This is a genomic window from Shewanella japonica (assembly GCF_002075795.1).
Classification (GTDB): domain Bacteria; phylum Pseudomonadota; class Gammaproteobacteria; order Enterobacterales; family Shewanellaceae; genus Shewanella; species Shewanella japonica.
On the sequence record NZ_CP020472.1, the window covers coordinates 1,895,733 to 1,911,470 of the forward strand.

The following is a 15,738-nucleotide window of genomic DNA, read 5'->3' on the forward strand; positions in this document are numbered from 1 at the left end:
TGAGTTATGGATATGGATCTTCTTATTGCCCCAATTATCATTTTTTTAGTAATTGTGGCACCTATCTGGTTGGTTCTTCATTATCGCAGTAAGCGACAAGTGAGCCAGGGGCTCACTGAGGCGGAGTTTACTCAACTAAATGATTTAATTGCTCAAGCAGATAAAATGGGCCAGCGAATCGAAACATTGGAAGCTATTTTAGATACAGAAGCACCAGAATGGAGGGGAAAAGATGAGCAAAGCTAACGGTCGTACTTTATACCGTATTCCCAAAACTGGTAAGGTTTCAGGTGTATGTGCAGGGATTGCCGATTACTTTAACTTTGAAACCTGGTTAGTGCGTGTGTTGGCCATCTCAATATTCTTATTGGGTGGCGGAGGTCCGGTAATCGTCATATACATAGCACTATGGATGATTTTGGACATTAAACCAGAAGATACAACACATGCGAAAAACCACAAGGATATTGGAGTGAAAAAGAAGGTTTGGCAGGCTGGAGAACCCGCTAAACGAGCTTTACATGAAGTGAATAGTCAGTTTTATGCTTTAGAAATAAGACTGCAACGACTAGAACGCCATGTGACTTCTGATAATTTTGATTTGAAAAGAGAAATCAATAACTTGTAGTTTGCTGTATCAATGTTGTTTTAGTTTAATCTAGTCGTGAGGCGTGTTTTAAAATATTGGTAATTAAGTTCATCATTATTGGCCTCGACTAATCATTCCAATGGGCGGTTTACCGCCCTTGAGTTTTTCTGCTTTTACCTTAATGTTATATTAATTCTTAACCACTTCTTGCAGCTGATGAATGCTATTTCATTGAATTTTGAGAGACAATATGAGCTTTATTGATCGTTCTATCAGTAAAATTTCTAAAAAGACCCAGCAAATTGTTCACCGAAGCACAGATAGGCATGTTCGTCTCGCTGTTACGGGATTATCTGGTGCAGGTAAAACAGCGTTTATTACTGGCTTAGTCAATCAAATGTTGCATGCGGGCAGTAATGTTAAAAATAACCCATTACCTTTATGGCAAGTGTCTCGAGAAAATAGGTTGATTGGTATTAAGCGAGCAATGCAGCCTGATCTTGCGATTGCTAGTTTTGATTATCAAGGAGCGATAAATGCGCTCACGCAATCACCAGCCCAGTGGCCTGCATCAACCAGAAATATCTCCGAGCTTAGGTTAGCGATTAAATATCGCCCAAGAAAAGGGTTACTTGCTAAGTTAACCGAAACCGCCACCTTATACGTGGATATTGTTGATTATCCTGGAGAGTGGCTGCTCGATTTACCTATGCTTAAGCAATCGTATTCGCAATGGGTAGAATCACAAATTCAAGTAAAGAGTCGTTTGCAACATTCTGAACATTTTGTAGATTTTGAAGTTGCGCTCAATGCTCTAGCGCTCACCGAGACAGCTGATGAGCATAAATTAAAGCAAATTTCTGATTTATATCAAAAACTATTACTTGATTTGGTTCATCAACATGGTTTTTATCTTGCGCAGCCTGGCCGTATGTTACTGCCAGGTGAGTTTGCTGACACTCCGCTGCTGGCATTTTTCCCATTGATTAATTTAAGCTCGGATCAATTAGCGACACTTGAATCTGCTCCGGAAAACAGCTATTTCCAAGTGTTAAAAAACCGATATCAAGAATATGTATCCGTTGTTGTAAAGCCATTTTATCGTGATTATTTTGCCAGCTTCGATCGTCAATTAGTGTTGGTGGATTGTTTTAATGGCTTAAACAGTGGTAAAGCTCAATTTAAAGATATGGGCAATGCGCTAAATAGTATTGTTGAAAGCTTTCATTTTGGTCAATCAAGCCTGCTGAAGCGGTTGTTTTCCCCTAAAATTGATAAGTTATTATTTGCTGCGAGTAAAGTGGATAGAGTGACACGTGATCAACAAGGTCATGTGCTTAACTTATTGGGTGACTTATTAAAACACAGCCAACATTTTGCCAATTATGAGGGCCGCGAAGTCGAAACTATGGCGATTAGTGCAATTAAAGCCACACAACATGGCATGGTCACAACAGCAAGTGGCGAGCAAGAAGTGGTTAGGGGATTGGATCAAGGCAATAAGCTGCTAACAATATTCCCAGGTGAAGTGCCGCAAACCCTACCAGATGATAATTTTTGGCACCAGCAAGGGTTTAACTTTGTGTCATTTAATCCACCTAAAATTACTCAGTCATCAATCTCAGACCCGCGTTTTGAGCATATTCGTTTAGATCACTTGCTGCAGTTTTTACTTGGGGACAAATTACAATAATGAACCAGTCAAACGAGACGCAATCGAACACACCATTAAAAAAACAGCAGGTTTTTAGTACTGATTCTGTTGAAGGGCAAACTGATGTTAAGCCAAGTCAATCCTTTGAAGAAGTTGAGTTTATTTGTGAAAGTGCACTGACGGAATTGGCAGAAGATATTGATATCCTTGAGGCTAAGTCATCACCCAAGCGCTGGTCGTTACTTGCAAAGCTTTCTTTAGTCGGCATGTTAGCTATGGTGATTGTTCAAACAATTTTAGGCTTGAATAATGCGCTTACACAAAGCCCATGGCTATTTGGGTTTTATATGTCTGTTACGGGCGTTATTTGCGCGTGGGCTCTGAGCATTACGCTGTCGGAATGGCGAAAACTGACAGCACTGCGAGGGGTTGCAGATGCTCAAGAAGTCGGTGAACGCCTAGGTCAAAGTATGCAAAGAGGTGAAGCTAAGGGGTTCATCGACCCCTTGATTCAGCAATACCCTGACTCTAAAGGTAAGCAACAATACCTTGCGATAAATTCTCAGGAACATAATGACGCTGAAATGGTCATGCTGTTTGATGACTTAGTGGTGATTGAGCGTGATGAGCAAGCAAAACAAGTTGTGAGCCGCTTTGCTGCTGAATCTGCACTGTTGCTAGCTGCAAGCCCACTTGCCGTTTTGGATATGGCAATTATATTGTGGCGTAATCAACGAATGATTAATGCAATCGCAGATATTTACGGTATCGAACTTGGCTACTGGAGCAGAATAAAACTTATCAGAAGTATCATCGTCAATATTGTGTATGCGGGTACAACAGAAGTCGTAACGGATTTAGGTACACAGCTACTATCCGTTGAAATGACCGGAAAACTCTCAGCAAGACTTGCACAAGGTTTAGGGGGGGCTTGCTAACCGCTAGATTAGGCTATCAGGCGATGAATCTATGTCGTCCTCTTAAATTTAAAGAGTCTAACCGACCTAAGCTTGGGCAGATACATCAGCAGCTTCTGGGTGAATTGAAGCGTTTTTCGACTTCGGTTCTCAGCTCTTCGAAAGACAAAGTCGAATCAGAGCCACGTTAACGGTACAAAAATAGGATTAAGTTGGGTGAAATTTGACCTGTTGTGATTTTTGACTACAGTTTTATGACAGTTATTTAGTTGTTACTTAAGTAGCTGCAGTGTCGATCAAGGAATTAAGGAAGCAGATCGACTTAATATAGGACTAAAGGAGTTCAACATGAAACACTCATTTTTAGTGGGCGTTGTATGCGCCTGCGCACTTTCTGTGATGTACCAATCCCCCTTACATGCAAAGCAAGTGGATAGCACTGCTAAACAGGTTGCCGCTCAACATGACACTGTTAAGCAGACTAGCTCAAAAATGGCTAAGGTTAATATTAATAAAGCCAGCGCGGCTGAATTACAGCAGTTGAAAGGGATTGGCGAATCTAAGGCAAAGGCCATTGTCGATTACCGTGCTAAAAATGGTAAGTTCAGTAATCTTAATCAATTGACTCAAGTAGCGGGTATTGGTGACAAGCTGGTGGAACAAAATGCGAAACAAATCAGTTTTTAACTCGCTTTAAAAAAGCACAAAAGTAAAAGGGAGCGTTTGCTCCCTTTTTTAACGCTAATTTATAACCAATTTAATTTGTTTGTTGTCGCTGAAAGGACTGACTTATTGAGCGTTAAGCTGCTGACCATTAACATTCTTTGCATCATCGCCCATTAAATATAAATATACTGGCATGATGTCTTGAGCTGTTTTTAAGGTTAATGGATCTTCCCCAGGATAAGCTTTTGCTCTCATTTCTGTGCGAGTTGCACCTGGGTTAATACTATTAACACGAACATTGGTGCCTTCACACTCATGTGCTAAAACTTCCATCATGCCTTCAGTAGCAAATTTTGAAAAAGCATATGGCCCCCAATAAGCTCGCCCTTTACGGCCAACACTACTAGAAGTAAACACCAATGAAGCAGAAGGGGCAGAGCGCATAATTGGCAGTAATGCTTTAGTCATAATTACTTGAGATATAACGTTAATTTTCATCACATCTTCAAGAGACGCTAAGTCAATGTGCTCAAACGGACCTAAAGCGCCCAGTAAGCTGGCATTATGTAGTACGCCATCAAGGTGACCAAATTGTTCAGCGATGGTATCAGCCATATCTTTATAGTTTTGCTCTGCGGCTCCTTTTAAGTCTAAAGGGACGATGGCAGGTTTTGGATAACCAGCTTGTTCTATTTCATCATAAACGGCTTCTAATTTTTTGACTGTTTTACCTAGTAATATGACAGTAGCACCATGTTTTGCAAAATTAATTGCTGCAACACGACCTATCCCAGCACCAGCGCCAGTAACAAGAATTGTTTTATTTTTTAGTAAATCTTTTTTAGCTTGATATTCCAACATGGTTCAATTTTTCCTTCGGCCGCAAAAGCACGTCAAATCTAGATTCGAACAAAAGATAAACGTTCGTTTTAAACAAATGACTGATAAATGTTAACGTGTAGCACTTTCGCATGTAACAAATATGTAGCTAACTCAATAATTTTACGTTAACTTGAGATGAGTTAAGGACAAAAATATGTCCTTATGGTCATGTGTTTACGCTATTGTGACCAATTTTTGGGGAAATTAAAATTATTACAACAAGATTTGGGGAAAAAAGATGAAAAGACTCATATTGGGTGTTGCTATTGCATCTGCTCTTGGGCTCAGCGGCTGTAGTGAAGATAGTACAAATGAAGCAAAAGATTCTGTCGAGCCACTCATTCCATTCTCGCAAATGGTATTTGATCCTGCAGCAGGTGAAGTGCCATTACCAAATGACCTTTTATTTAACGGTACAACAGATGGTACGTTAGCGATTCCTGGTGAAGACGGTATTGACTATGTTGACCCAACTCTTGCCTTAGGTGCATTAGATGGTTGGTCTACAACATCTCCAATTTCAATCACAGTTGATCTTGCGACTGATAATTCAGGTGAGATGTTAACAATCGATGCCGCTTCTGTTTTCCAAGCTGGCGCTGTGCGCCTATTTGAAGCAACTGTTGGTGGTGCATTATCAACTGATCCAGAGTGTTCAGATGCGTTAACACTTTCAGCATGTAAGATTGGCGCAGAACTTCAGTTTGGCGTTGACTTCATCGCGCAAGCTTCAGGTAACACAATTGCCATTGTGCCGCTTAAAGCCTTAAAACCTAATCAATCATATATTTATGCAACGACGGATCTTATTCAAGATTCTGCAGGTCGTTCTATTGAGCCATCGAGTACTTATACATTACTTAAACTCGATATTGACACTAAGCCGTTAGAAACTGATGAGCAACTTTTACTTCAAGGTTTAGTGAATAGCTACGAGAAAGGGTTAGCTGCTGAACACGGTGTAGATGCTGAAACTGTTTCTTATTCAGGTTTATTCACTACGCAGTCTGTTGCAGATGTTTACGAGACAACTAAATTGTTAATGGCTTCAAGCGATCCATACAAGCCTGCATTTGTTCAGCCTCCAATGCCAATGGATAACGGAATCGGTGGTGTGGTTACTGTGGCGCAAGCGGCAGGTTTAACGGTTGAAGATGGCCTTGCTTATGTCGTTTCTGACATAGCAGAAATTTATACTGCAGTAGTTCGTATGCCTATTTACGGTGATTGTTCTTCTGCTAGTTGTACAATTCCGATTGTTGATGGTGCACCGACAGCGCCAAATGGTCGTTGGCATGCTTATGGTGATAGTCCTGTTTCAGTATTATTAGCACTTGATTCTGGCTCAATGAGTGTTGCTAACTTTAGTTCTCAAGCTGTCGCTCAAGGCGTTGACCCAGCTGCTGCGCTGCAAAATCCTGCGCTTATGGCAGGTAAAATTTGGAAGTTAGACGACGGTACTGATGCCGATCCAACTAAACATTTAACCAAGTTTAACCCTATCCCAGCGATAATGGGCTATGAAGACGTTACAGTTCAGATCACCTTACCAAATGCGGCTAAATTGGCGGCATTTAGTGCACAAGCTGGATTACCTTTTGCTGCACCGACGAATGGTTGGCCAACGGTTATGGCTTTACATGGTCTTGGTGGAACTAAGCAAATGGCATTAGCGTACGCTGGTACTTATGCTGCAGCTGGTGTTGCGACGATTGCGATTGATATGCCACTTCATGGCGATCGCTCATACGATGCAACAGGTAATGGCGTTTATGACATCTCGGCAACGAGCGAGTTGTTTGGTCCTCAGTATGCCAACGGTAACCCATTAGTTTTTGTCAATGTGGCGAGTACGCTTACTGTGCGTGATAACTTCCGTCAAGCAACCCTTGATCATTTAAGTTTACGTCTACTGTTAACAGGTATGTATACAGAAATTGCTCAAGCGGGTGGTCAGCAAGTATTTGATATCAGTAAAATCAGTGCTCAAGGCTTAAGCTTAGGTGGCATTGTAGGTACGACGTTATCAACGTACGCTTCAACTGGTTTAGTTGACCCTACAACGGGTGCTGAATTACCTAATGCTTATGGTATTAATGCGGCATCATTAGTGGCACCAGCAGGTGGTCTAGCAGGTTCATTTGCTGGTTCAGCTACTTTTGGACCAGTATTATTTGATACTGTGACAGGTACTGAAGCATTCATGGAGTTAGTTGAAGAAGCTAATGAAGCGGGCTACGAGCCTGGTACACCTGAGTATGAAGCACTAGTTCAAGCCGTTTACTCTGCCTTCATTCCAACATTCGCTTTCGCAGTACAAACGGCGGTTGACTCAGCAGACCCATTAAACCATGCAGCAGCACTTGCTGATACACAATTACCTGTGCACCTTATTGAAGTCGCAGGAGATGGTGCGGGTAACTTACCTGATCAAGTATTACCTAATATGGTTGAAGGTTTCCCATTATCAGGTACTGAGCCGTTAATCTCTGGTTTAGGTCTAGGTTGTGTCAGTTCAACTAATGCAGGTTCTGGTGTTGTTCGTTTCGCTAAAGGTCATCACAGCTCGCTAGTGAGCCCTGATGAAATTGATGGCGTTACTGATGGCATGGCTGCACTAGCAACAGTTGAAATGCAATCTCAAGTTGCTGCTTTTGCCAAGACTGCAGGCTTAGGGGCTGCGACGATTCTTGTTGATAATCCTGATGTGCTTGTACCTTGTAGCTAATTAATGATATTTTATCGTTAATTGATTAAAAACCCAGCACTAGCTGGGTTTTTTATTGTCAACATGGTTTAAGTTCCTGCTAAGATAGCGCTAATAACGTTTTTCTTTATGGAGTGTATTTTGGAGTTTTTATCTGAGTACGGCATGTTTCTCGCTAAAGCCGTCACTATCGTTGTCGCCATCCTTGCAGTTGTCATTGTTGTTTTAGCTAGCAGCATGAAACAAAAAGCAGACAAAGGTGAGCTTAAGTTAACGAACATGACTGATGAGCTTAAACAGCTAGAAAAAGAGTTAAAGGAAGAACTGCTCTCTAAAAAACAATACAAGGCTTACGAAAAGCAATTAAAAGCTGACGAAAAAGCGGCTGAAAAAGATGAAACAACGCCGTCAAAGGTGTTTGTCATCGACTTTAAAGGCAGCATTGATGCTGGGGAAGTTGCTTCTTTACGTGAGGAAATCACTGCGATTTTAACCATAGCAGAAAAAGATGACCAAGTATTAGTGAATGTCGAAAGTGGCGGTGGCATGGTCCATGGCTATGGGTTGGCATCAAGTCAGCTAGATAGATTAAAACAAGCCAATATTCCACTGACAATTTGTATTGATAAAGTGGCTGCCAGTGGTGGTTACATGATGGCATGTGTCGCAGATAAAGTTTATGCCGCTCCTTTTGCTATCGTTGGTTCTATTGGCGTTGTTGCGCAATTACCCAACTTTAGTCGTTTACTTAAAAAACATGATATCGACTATGAGCAGCATACAGCAGGTGACTTCAAACGCACATTAACTGTGTTTGGTGAGAATACAGATGAGGGTCGCGAGAAGTTTCAAGAAGAGCTTGAAGAAACCCATGTTTTATTCAAAGAGTTTGTGAGCAAATATCGCCCCGAAATGGATATTGCTAAGGTCGCAACTGGTGAGCATTGGTATGGTCAGCAAGCTATTGAGCTAGGGTTAATTGATGCTATTTCTACCAGTGATGACGTTATTTTGAGTTTAGTTAAAGAGCATCAAGTTATTAAAATTAAATATCAAATGAAGAAAAAGCTTGCTGATAAAATCGCACATGGAGCGTCATTATCGGTTGATGGTGTTATTAATCGTTTGATGGAACGCGAAAGCACAATTAAATAACAAGGGTATAAATGCAACAAGAGTCAGGATATAAAGCCAATATGATGGTGGGTGACCAATGTTATCCCGCTTTTGAATTGAGAAATTTACTGAACTTTATTGAAACTCACCTCGGTGAGAGTGTTGCTAATGAAATATACCAGCAACTGGGCTTAGGGCCATCGGAACTCAGCGCTATGCAGTTTGTTTATGTATGGCAAGTTGAGTTTGCGATGGAGCAATTACGCACTTTAAGCCCAGATCATGAAATCGGCGCTAGACTAGGGGCAAGTTACCAAGTTTCAACGCTCGATGTATTACTTCCTTTCTTTGACCAGTTCACTACCTTGGGTGAATGCTTAACGTTTGTCATTAAAAACCCTGATCTTGCTGGCAGTTTCTCCGATACACTTATACGAGTAGAAGACTCAACACTTTGGGTACGCTGGCTTAACACGGGGAAAGTCTCTGCAGATAAATTTTCTTTTCAGTTTCAACATAGCGTATGTGCGTTACTGGGTGCTGCAAGGCAACTCGTTAAAGCGTCAGTAAATATTGACGAAATTCATTTTGCCTCTTCGCCACATGCCACAGTTTTTTTAAGCCAAATTACTGGGGCCCAAATGACGTTTGATTGTGATTTTTTTGAATGGGGGATCAATCTTGATGTGTTGAAAACGCCGCTTGATTATCAATTTGACCAACTTTCTCAAATAGCGGTACCTGATGGTATTTCTTTCATTGACGAGGTGTTAACTCATATACGAACTTGTATGCCGACCCCTCCCAAATTAGAACCCTTTGCGTCAACCATGCATATGAGTGATCGAAGCCTAAGGCGAAAGCTATCCGCTGCTGGCACGACATATCAAAAGTTAGTCGATCAAGTGAGATGCCAAGCAGCAATTAACCTTATTTTAGCTGATGAACTGCCTATTGAAGAAATTGCTGAAACCCTTGGTTATGGCGATGTTAGTCATTTTAGGCAGAGTTTTAAGCATTGGTTAGGTTATCCTCCTGGACATTTTTTAAGGCTTAACCAGTTACACATGGAGTAATCCCGTTTTACTCACAAAGACCAATGGTCGGTGACATACTGTCTATCCAACGTTTGATTAACTCTGTTCCCTCGGTATGAATGATTTCTCGCCCTATTGGTGGCATCCTATCTTTTGGCGCATTTAAGCGCTGGCGATAATGAACAATTGAGCGCTCTCCATTTCCGGGAACAATATCGTAAGCCAAACCATTTGGCCCACCATCCCAGCCTGGAGGTTGCTTACATACACCGTATTCGAATGAGGTATGGTCGACGTTATAATTCAGTCTTAAACCAGAAATACTGGCAAAGCCGCCCTCGTGATGACAATGAGCACAATTGATATCTAAATAACCTTTGGCACGATTTGTTAAAGAGGCGGAACTATCATGCAAAGGGTATGACTTATCGACTGTGGCGAGTGCCGGCATACTGCTGAGTAACTCTTTTTCAACCCATAAGATTAATTGATTTTGTATACCCGTTTGTGTTGCTATTTCTCGGTTGAGTAAGTGAGCTTTAAGACCGATAGGACGAATAATACTGGTGTCCAAATGTGTTGTTTGATGACAAATTTTACACTCAACTTTACTGGGGATAGCGTAGTCAAAGCTAATGGACTCGCCTTGATTATTAAGCGTATGTGCCACTTTAGCACCTGCAATTATTAATTCGGCTTTGTCATCTGCCTGCCATTGGTAAGCAAGGGCAGTCCAGCCTGTTTCTCGATGGATTAATAGTCTTGTTTCGATTAACTTTTCGTTATCTTCGCCTGTTGCTTGTGTATCAAAAGGCAAAGCGAATGTTTTAACTAACACGCTGCCTATTGGCAAATCAAAAACCTGCTCTGGCATGTAAGTTAATTGCTGGTTGTCAGGTAAGAATAGGAAACGGTATTTACTGGCATAATTGGAGAATAATTCCGTTGATAATTGATATGCTATTCCAGGTTCTGTCGGTGATTGAGTGGGGATACTGGGGTCGGTAAACAAGCCGTAATCACTTAATTGAGGGCAGTCTTTAGCCATTAACGCCGCCCAATTGACCTCAGTACTGGTTTGCAAACACACATCATCAGAATCATCTGGTTGAGCGGGAGTCGTTGGTGTTGAATCTGGGAGTGATGGGGTTGTTGAGCTGATATCTGTGTCACTTGAGTTTGAGCCGCCACATGCAATTAATGTGAAAGCGGTCATTATGATTAACAGCTTTATGAATAATTTTTTCTGAATGAATAAAGGACAATGCGGCATCGAGAGTATCCTAGTGTTAGCGGTGGCTTGAATTGGATGTTGCTGGTTTAATGCAGTGGGTTAATAAATTGCGGATGAAAAGAAGAGGATGAAACTCGCTCATCCTCTATAGATTACTGCTAGTCTAAGAACAAGACGCAGCAGGTAGTCGCTTGATCCATTCGCTAATAAGTGCCACACCTTCATCATGGGACAAGCTACGACCAATTTCTGGCATTCTATCACCTGGGTCATTGGTCTCCATACGGAAGTGCAAGATACTCTCTTCAGGCTTACCTGGCACAACATCATAGCCTAAACTGCCACCGCCATAGGCAACAGGAGACTTACACGTGCCGTGCGAGAAACCTGCGTCATCGTCATAACTTCTCCAATACTCTAATTTAAGACCTGTATTAGATGCATTACCTTCGGGGCGATGACAATGCGCACAGTTAATGTCTAAGTAACCTTTAGCTGCTGCCATGAGTTCAGTATCTGACATTGATGCAATATTTAATTCATCGCCATCTTGATATTCTGGAACTTTATCTACATCGGCTAAGTTAGGTACCCCTTGCAATATTCCTGCTGCTTGCCATTTAGATAGTTGGTTCATGACGCCATCACTGTAGGCATAATCACGATTTAAGTGACGAGCTTTTGGACCAATAGGCATGAATACCGCATTACTGTCGGCATCTGGTTTGAATTGGTGGCATTGCTTACATTGATTCATGCTTGGTACTACATAATCAAAGTTTAACATTTCTCCATTATGCGTGACTTGCTTACCTTGGATAGCACCAGCTTTTGCCAACATGGCATCAGATTTATCGGCTTTCCATGCATAAGGTAGGGCGCTCCAACCTGTTTCGCGATGGATAAGCAAACGGGTTTCGATCACATCTTCATTCGCAAAGCCGCGGTTATTGGTGTTTTGCGGTAAGGCAAACGTTTTACTGATGACTGTCCCTACAGGGAAGTCTAAAGACTCATTCTCTGTGTAATCGGCTTTGGTGCCATCAGGTAAATATACAAAGCGATATTTAGTGGCATGGTCAGTAAATAAAGGCGTGTTAAGATCGTACGGTAAACCGTTCGAGTTTGGCGACGCTGTTGGGTTGGTCATATCAGCAAATAAGTTGTAGTCCGATAACTTAGGGCAGTTAGCTTTTAGTAAAGCATCCCAGCTGACGTTATCACCAGATGCAGTACATAGGCTCAGATCCCCATCGCCTTCAAGACCACCTTCACCTTCGCCAATAGAGCCGCCTCCACCGATAAGATTTCCGCCATCACAGCCTTCAGTATCATCATCCACACCACAACCAAATATTTCATCGCCGAAAGTCACAGTGTGAACCGGTAGGCTGACTTGGGCACAATTCATTAAGTCAGTTTGTGTTTTTTCATATAAGACGTCAGCGATGTTCATGTCTGTATTACTATTGGCAAATAACCGTCCTAAACTTACATCACCATTTTTTTGGGCACAGACATTATCGCTTCCATCAGGGTTGAATGGCGTTTCTTGTAGCCCTAGGTATGCAGCGGTGCCATTATTTGACAACATTTCACCCAAACCATCATATAAAATACCCGGTAATGCGCCATGGGTTAGTACATAAGCTTTGATAATGTCTTCAATTAAATAACCTTTTGGTTTTTGGCCATAATCTGTGATGACATTGTCATGGATTGAAATATTTCGAGGAGTAGGGCGCCAACCATCATCAATGGCTTGGCCCGGTTGACCGTAATTTCCGACAAAGGTACTGATATCGGGCTCGGCAATGAAAAAGCTTGAAATGGTGAGACCAACAGTGTCGTGGTTAGTGATTTCGTTATTGAAAATTTCGACATCATCGGTGGACAACACAATCACCCCTGTGCCGGGTGGTACGATATGAACACCAGCTGGATTAGAGGATGCATTAGCAAAGTTTAAGGTATTGTTATCGTATACTTTGTTGTTAAAAATACGAACACTTGACCCATAGCGGTGGTTATTAATTGGTAGGTCAAATACTAAAATACCGCCTGTGTTGCCCATAGCTTCATTGTCATAAACATCAGCATATTTTGAGTTTTCAATTTCAATACCGGCAACGTTTTCTTTTGCTATGTTTCGACGGACAACGATGTACTGTGATTGCCCGACATAAATACCGGCATCGGCACTACCTCGTACATAAGTGTCTTCGATTAAAATGTTTTCACACTCTACAGGGTAAAGGCCATAAGCACCATTTCCCTCATCTAACTCACCTTCCCATACGGTTGCAAGGCGACGTAAAATAATGCCGTTGGTATTTTTGAGTTTAATACCGTTATTTTTTGCTTCATTTACTGATAAGTCTTGAATAATGATGTTGATGGCATTTTGAACGAATATGCCATCACCCGAATTGGCTTCTGAAAAATCTAAAACGGTTTCGTCTTGCCCATAGCCCATGATGGTAATGTTTTTAGCAAAACTGCCATCGCCGTCGACATCACCATCAAACAATAATGTTGATTCTATTTTAAAATTACCTTTTGGAAGGACAATGACATCGTTACTCTGGGCATTAATTAAGGCTTCTTGAATACTGATGGTGAGATTATCACCTGCTTCAACCATTATTGCCCCTTCTGGGAAAGTGGGGCCAGTTTCTGCTGGTGGCTGAACTACGGGTGGGGTTTCGGTAACGGTTGGTTCATCATCTGAACCGCAACCACTTAGGTTTAGCGTAACGGCTGTTGCTACAAGGGTAGGTACCAGCCAAGGCATTTTCTTGTTGAACATAGCATCTCCTGCTTTTTATTATGTCTTCCTACTCCTATCTGTTCCGCCGATGGAGTGGATACGATTAGATTCGTATGACTCCAACATGCCTTGTTTGTTATTTGTTAATCAATGTGAGATCTGGCCACATTTTTATAACATATGTTTTTTGGTTCTATGAATGACTTGTTGTGAAAATGGATTATTCAACAAAAACGACAGCCAATGCTGTCGTTTTAAATAATCTACTAATTAGCTTACTTTTAAGTTAGATAGAAGCAATCAGCAATTAAGGTTGCCGATATTACGCTTTATAACTTAAATGCTGATGGAAGCGAACAATCACATCAATGTGTTCTTTATCCATATCAAATTGATTGGTGAACTGACGAATCGCATCTTGAACTTGATTCATAAAGCGGCCATAGCCTTCATCTTTTTGGTCTTCTTTAGCTGCGACAATAACAAAGCGGATAGCTTCAGCAAGCTTAGTGTCATCCCAATGGCAAATAGGGTCTGGTGCTGCATTACTTGGGTCAAAGCCAACCATTTGGAATTCTGCAGTGCTGTTTAGCTGCTCGTATTTACTGTTTCTGACGAGAGGCACTTTACCATTAGCGACCATGGCAACACGGTTTAATTTATTTTCGCTGGTTGCTTTGATGAAGTGGTCAGCAACACGTTGATATTTTTCACCAAAGCTAGTCGCATTTTCTGCTGCTAATTGCTTTTTGATTCGACGTCCCATTGGTAAGCTGACCGTGACGTAGTTAAGCGCACTAACCGACTCAGGTAGGTTACACTCACGGCGTTTATAGCGACTATCTACAGCACGTAGTTTGTAAGCATAGGATTCTTTTAAGCCTTTTGCTTTGGCAAAAAAGTCATAAGAGATGTGCTGGTGGTCTCGTATTTTTGTTGGTACACCTTGAACTGGTAATAGTGGCTTGATCTCAGCTAAAAACTGCTGAACTTTAGCGTGAAACTCAGCTGAATGACTTCGTAATTCGGTACCTGTTGCAAGAAAAACCACTTTTAGCTTTTTAGCTCGGTAACCAGGCAAAGTATGAAGACGATTTGCTTCATGATGTGCAGGGTTGTAGAAAAAGCGTAATTGCTCTTCTGTTGTTAAGCAATAAGCCTCACTGTGAAAACGCACCATAGGGAGTTTATCGCTTGCAACCACATGAACATTAAACAGTTCATATTTATCAGCGACTTGAAAAACCAATTTACTAAACTCTTGATAGCAATTAGTTAAATCACTATATGACGCTAATAATTCATCAGTTAGGGTAAAGCCAACAGTAATATATTGATTTTTACGGGTGGCGGTCGGTAAATACACTTTCTTTTGACGACTGACGGACATAATGTTTCCTTTTAGCCATAGGGTGTTACCAATTTAGATGACAAGCAAAGTAAGTGCTTTGCATCATTGGTATTTATAACGTTTCAAACAAATCCATTTAACATCCAGTTTAATCATTAAAGCTTAAAATAAAATTACTTTTTTAGACTTTTTAAGTGATTTTGAATGAAATATTTTAACCTTTGTTACTTTTTCAGTGCATTAATGATCCAGGGTTGCATCCATTGCGTAATTCGAGGTTGAGCTTCAACATTTGGATGAATGCCATCACGTTGCATTAAGTTAGGGTTTGGTGCTATTTCTAACATGAAAAAAGGCACTAATTCGATATCGAATTCATCAGCTAATTGGTGATAGACATCATTGAACATGCTGGTATATCTTGGACCGTAATTAGGTGGCACCATAATCTCTGTTAATAAAACCTTTGCCCCGTTATCTTGAGACAACTCAATGATTTTTGTAAGATTTGATTTCAGCTTATTTGGAGGGAAACCTCGAAGGCCATCATTGCCTCCAAGCTCTACGACAACAAGGTCAAATGCGCTTGAGTCCAGTAAGCTTGGGAGTCTACGCAAACCGCCTGCGGTGGTTTCTCCGCTAACTGAGCCGTTAATAATGTCATGTTCAGGGTATTGATTACGTAACAATTGTACCCAACCTTGCTCTTCCGACATGCCATAACCTGCGCTTAGACTATCACCTAAGATTAAAATCGTGGCAGCATAGCTAGAAGTTGAAATAAACATTGTTGAAACAACAACCATTAACGCCGC

The 15,738-nt window shown here is 41.3% G+C and carries 12 protein-coding genes and 1 pseudogene; 8 read left to right on the forward strand and 5 right to left on the reverse strand.

Annotation, left to right across the window (positions count from 1 at the left end):
• Window positions 1–6: 6 nt before the first annotated feature.
• From pspB to SJ2017_RS08155, 5 genes and pseudogenes are all read left to right on the forward strand, one after another.
• Window positions 7–246, forward strand: a complete 240-nt coding sequence (gene pspB, locus SJ2017_RS08135; protein WP_119968372.1) for an envelope stress response membrane protein PspB — start codon at window positions 7–9, stop codon at window positions 244–246.
• On the forward strand, window positions 233–628 hold the full coding sequence (gene pspC, locus SJ2017_RS08140) for an envelope stress response membrane protein PspC (protein ID WP_055023860.1): 396 nt from the start codon (window positions 233–235) through the stop codon (window positions 626–628). Before pspB ends, pspC begins: the two co-directional genes overlap by 14 nt.
• A 211-nt stretch (window positions 629–839) precedes the next feature.
• On the forward strand, window positions 840–2,282 hold the full coding sequence (locus SJ2017_RS08145) for a YcjX family GTP-binding protein (protein WP_080915443.1): 1,443 nt from the start codon (window positions 840–842) through the stop codon (window positions 2,280–2,282).
• Window positions 2,282–3,351, forward strand: a pseudogene (locus SJ2017_RS08150) (TIGR01620 family protein). Before SJ2017_RS08145 ends, SJ2017_RS08150 begins: the two are co-directional and overlap by 1 nt.
• A gap of 157 nt (window positions 3,352–3,508) precedes the next feature.
• On the forward strand, window positions 3,509–3,847 hold the full coding sequence (locus SJ2017_RS08155) for a ComEA family DNA-binding protein (protein WP_055023857.1): 339 nt from the start codon (window positions 3,509–3,511) through the stop codon (window positions 3,845–3,847).
• A gap of 102 nt (window positions 3,848–3,949) precedes the next feature.
• Here SJ2017_RS08155 and SJ2017_RS08160 read toward each other — a convergent pair whose 3' ends face one another.
• A complete protein-coding gene (locus tag SJ2017_RS08160; RefSeq protein ID WP_080915444.1) occupies window positions 3,950–4,687 on the reverse strand; it encodes a YciK family oxidoreductase in 738 nt (245 codons plus the stop codon).
• Between the two features lie 259 nt (window positions 4,688–4,946).
• Here SJ2017_RS08160 and SJ2017_RS08165 point away from each other — a divergent pair, with 259 nt between their 5' ends.
• The 3 genes from SJ2017_RS08165 (at window position 4,947) to SJ2017_RS08175 (ending at window position 9,607) form a co-directional block, all read left to right on the forward strand.
• Window positions 4,947–7,436 carry a VolA/Pla-1 family phospholipase gene (locus tag SJ2017_RS08165; RefSeq protein WP_080915445.1) on the forward strand — a complete coding sequence of 830 codons (2,490 nt, stop codon included), beginning with the start codon at window positions 4,947–4,949 and terminating at the stop codon, window positions 7,434–7,436.
• Window positions 7,437–7,556: 120 nt separating this feature from the next.
• Window positions 7,557–8,570: a protease SohB gene (sohB, locus tag SJ2017_RS08170; protein ID WP_080915446.1), complete on the forward strand. Its 1,014-nt coding sequence runs from the start codon at window positions 7,557–7,559 to the stop codon at window positions 8,568–8,570.
• Between the two features lie 11 nt (window positions 8,571–8,581).
• A complete protein-coding gene (locus SJ2017_RS08175; RefSeq protein WP_080915447.1) occupies window positions 8,582–9,607 on the forward strand; it encodes an AraC family transcriptional regulator in 1,026 nt (341 codons plus the stop codon).
• A 7-nt stretch (window positions 9,608–9,614) separates the two neighbouring features.
• Here the strand turns inward: SJ2017_RS08175 and SJ2017_RS08180 are convergent, their stop codons facing one another.
• The 4 genes from SJ2017_RS08180 to SJ2017_RS08195 form a co-directional block, all read right to left on the reverse strand.
• The gene (locus SJ2017_RS08180) at window positions 9,615–10,784 is read right to left on the reverse strand and encodes an SO2930 family diheme c-type cytochrome (RefSeq protein ID WP_244899788.1); all 1,170 of its coding nucleotides are present in this window, start codon (window positions 10,782–10,784) and stop codon (window positions 9,615–9,617) included.
• A gap of 181 nt (window positions 10,785–10,965) precedes the next feature.
• Entirely contained in the window at window positions 10,966–13,611 is a 2,646-nt protein-coding gene (locus SJ2017_RS08185; protein WP_080915449.1) for a parallel beta-helix domain-containing protein, read from the reverse strand.
• 283 nt (window positions 13,612–13,894) lie between these two features.
• Window positions 13,895–14,962: a DUF3083 family protein gene (locus SJ2017_RS08190; RefSeq protein ID WP_080915450.1), complete on the reverse strand. Its 1,068-nt coding sequence runs from the start codon at window positions 14,960–14,962 to the stop codon at window positions 13,895–13,897.
• A gap of 185 nt (window positions 14,963–15,147) precedes the next feature.
• Window positions 15,148–15,711, reverse strand: a complete 564-nt coding sequence (locus SJ2017_RS08195) for an arylesterase (protein ID WP_244899805.1) — start codon at window positions 15,709–15,711, stop codon at window positions 15,148–15,150.
• Window positions 15,712–15,738: the final 27 nt, after the last annotated feature.

Excerpts from the sequence above, each read along its gene's own strand:
- pspB (WP_119968372.1), top strand. The coding sequence starts at position 7 with ATGGATATGGATCTTCTTATTGCCCCAATTATCATTTTTTTAGTAATT.
- pspC (WP_055023860.1), top strand. The coding sequence starts at position 233 with ATGAGCAAAGCTAACGGTCGTACTTTATACCGTATTCCCAAAACTGGT.
- SJ2017_RS08145 (WP_080915443.1), top strand. The coding sequence starts at position 840 with ATGAGCTTTATTGATCGTTCTATCAGTAAAATTTCTAAAAAGACCCAG.
- SJ2017_RS08155 (WP_055023857.1), top strand. The coding sequence starts at position 3,509 with ATGAAACACTCATTTTTAGTGGGCGTTGTATGCGCCTGCGCACTTTCT.
- SJ2017_RS08160 (WP_080915444.1), bottom strand. The coding sequence starts at position 4,687 with ATGTTGGAATATCAAGCTAAAAAAGATTTACTAAAAAATAAAACAATT.
- SJ2017_RS08165 (WP_080915445.1), top strand. The coding sequence starts at position 4,947 with ATGAAAAGACTCATATTGGGTGTTGCTATTGCATCTGCTCTTGGGCTC.
- SJ2017_RS08175 (WP_080915447.1), top strand. The coding sequence starts at position 8,582 with ATGCAACAAGAGTCAGGATATAAAGCCAATATGATGGTGGGTGACCAA.
- SJ2017_RS08180 (WP_244899788.1), bottom strand. The coding sequence starts at position 10,784 with ATGACCGCTTTCACATTAATTGCATGTGGCGGCTCAAACTCAAGTGAC.
- SJ2017_RS08185 (WP_080915449.1), bottom strand. The coding sequence starts at position 13,611 with ATGTTCAACAAGAAAATGCCTTGGCTGGTACCTACCCTTGTAGCAACA.
- SJ2017_RS08190 (WP_080915450.1), bottom strand. The coding sequence starts at position 14,962 with ATGTCCGTCAGTCGTCAAAAGAAAGTGTATTTACCGACCGCCACCCGT.
- SJ2017_RS08195 (WP_244899805.1), bottom strand. The coding sequence starts at position 15,711 with ATGTTTATTTCAACTTCTAGCTATGCTGCCACGATTTTAATCTTAGGT.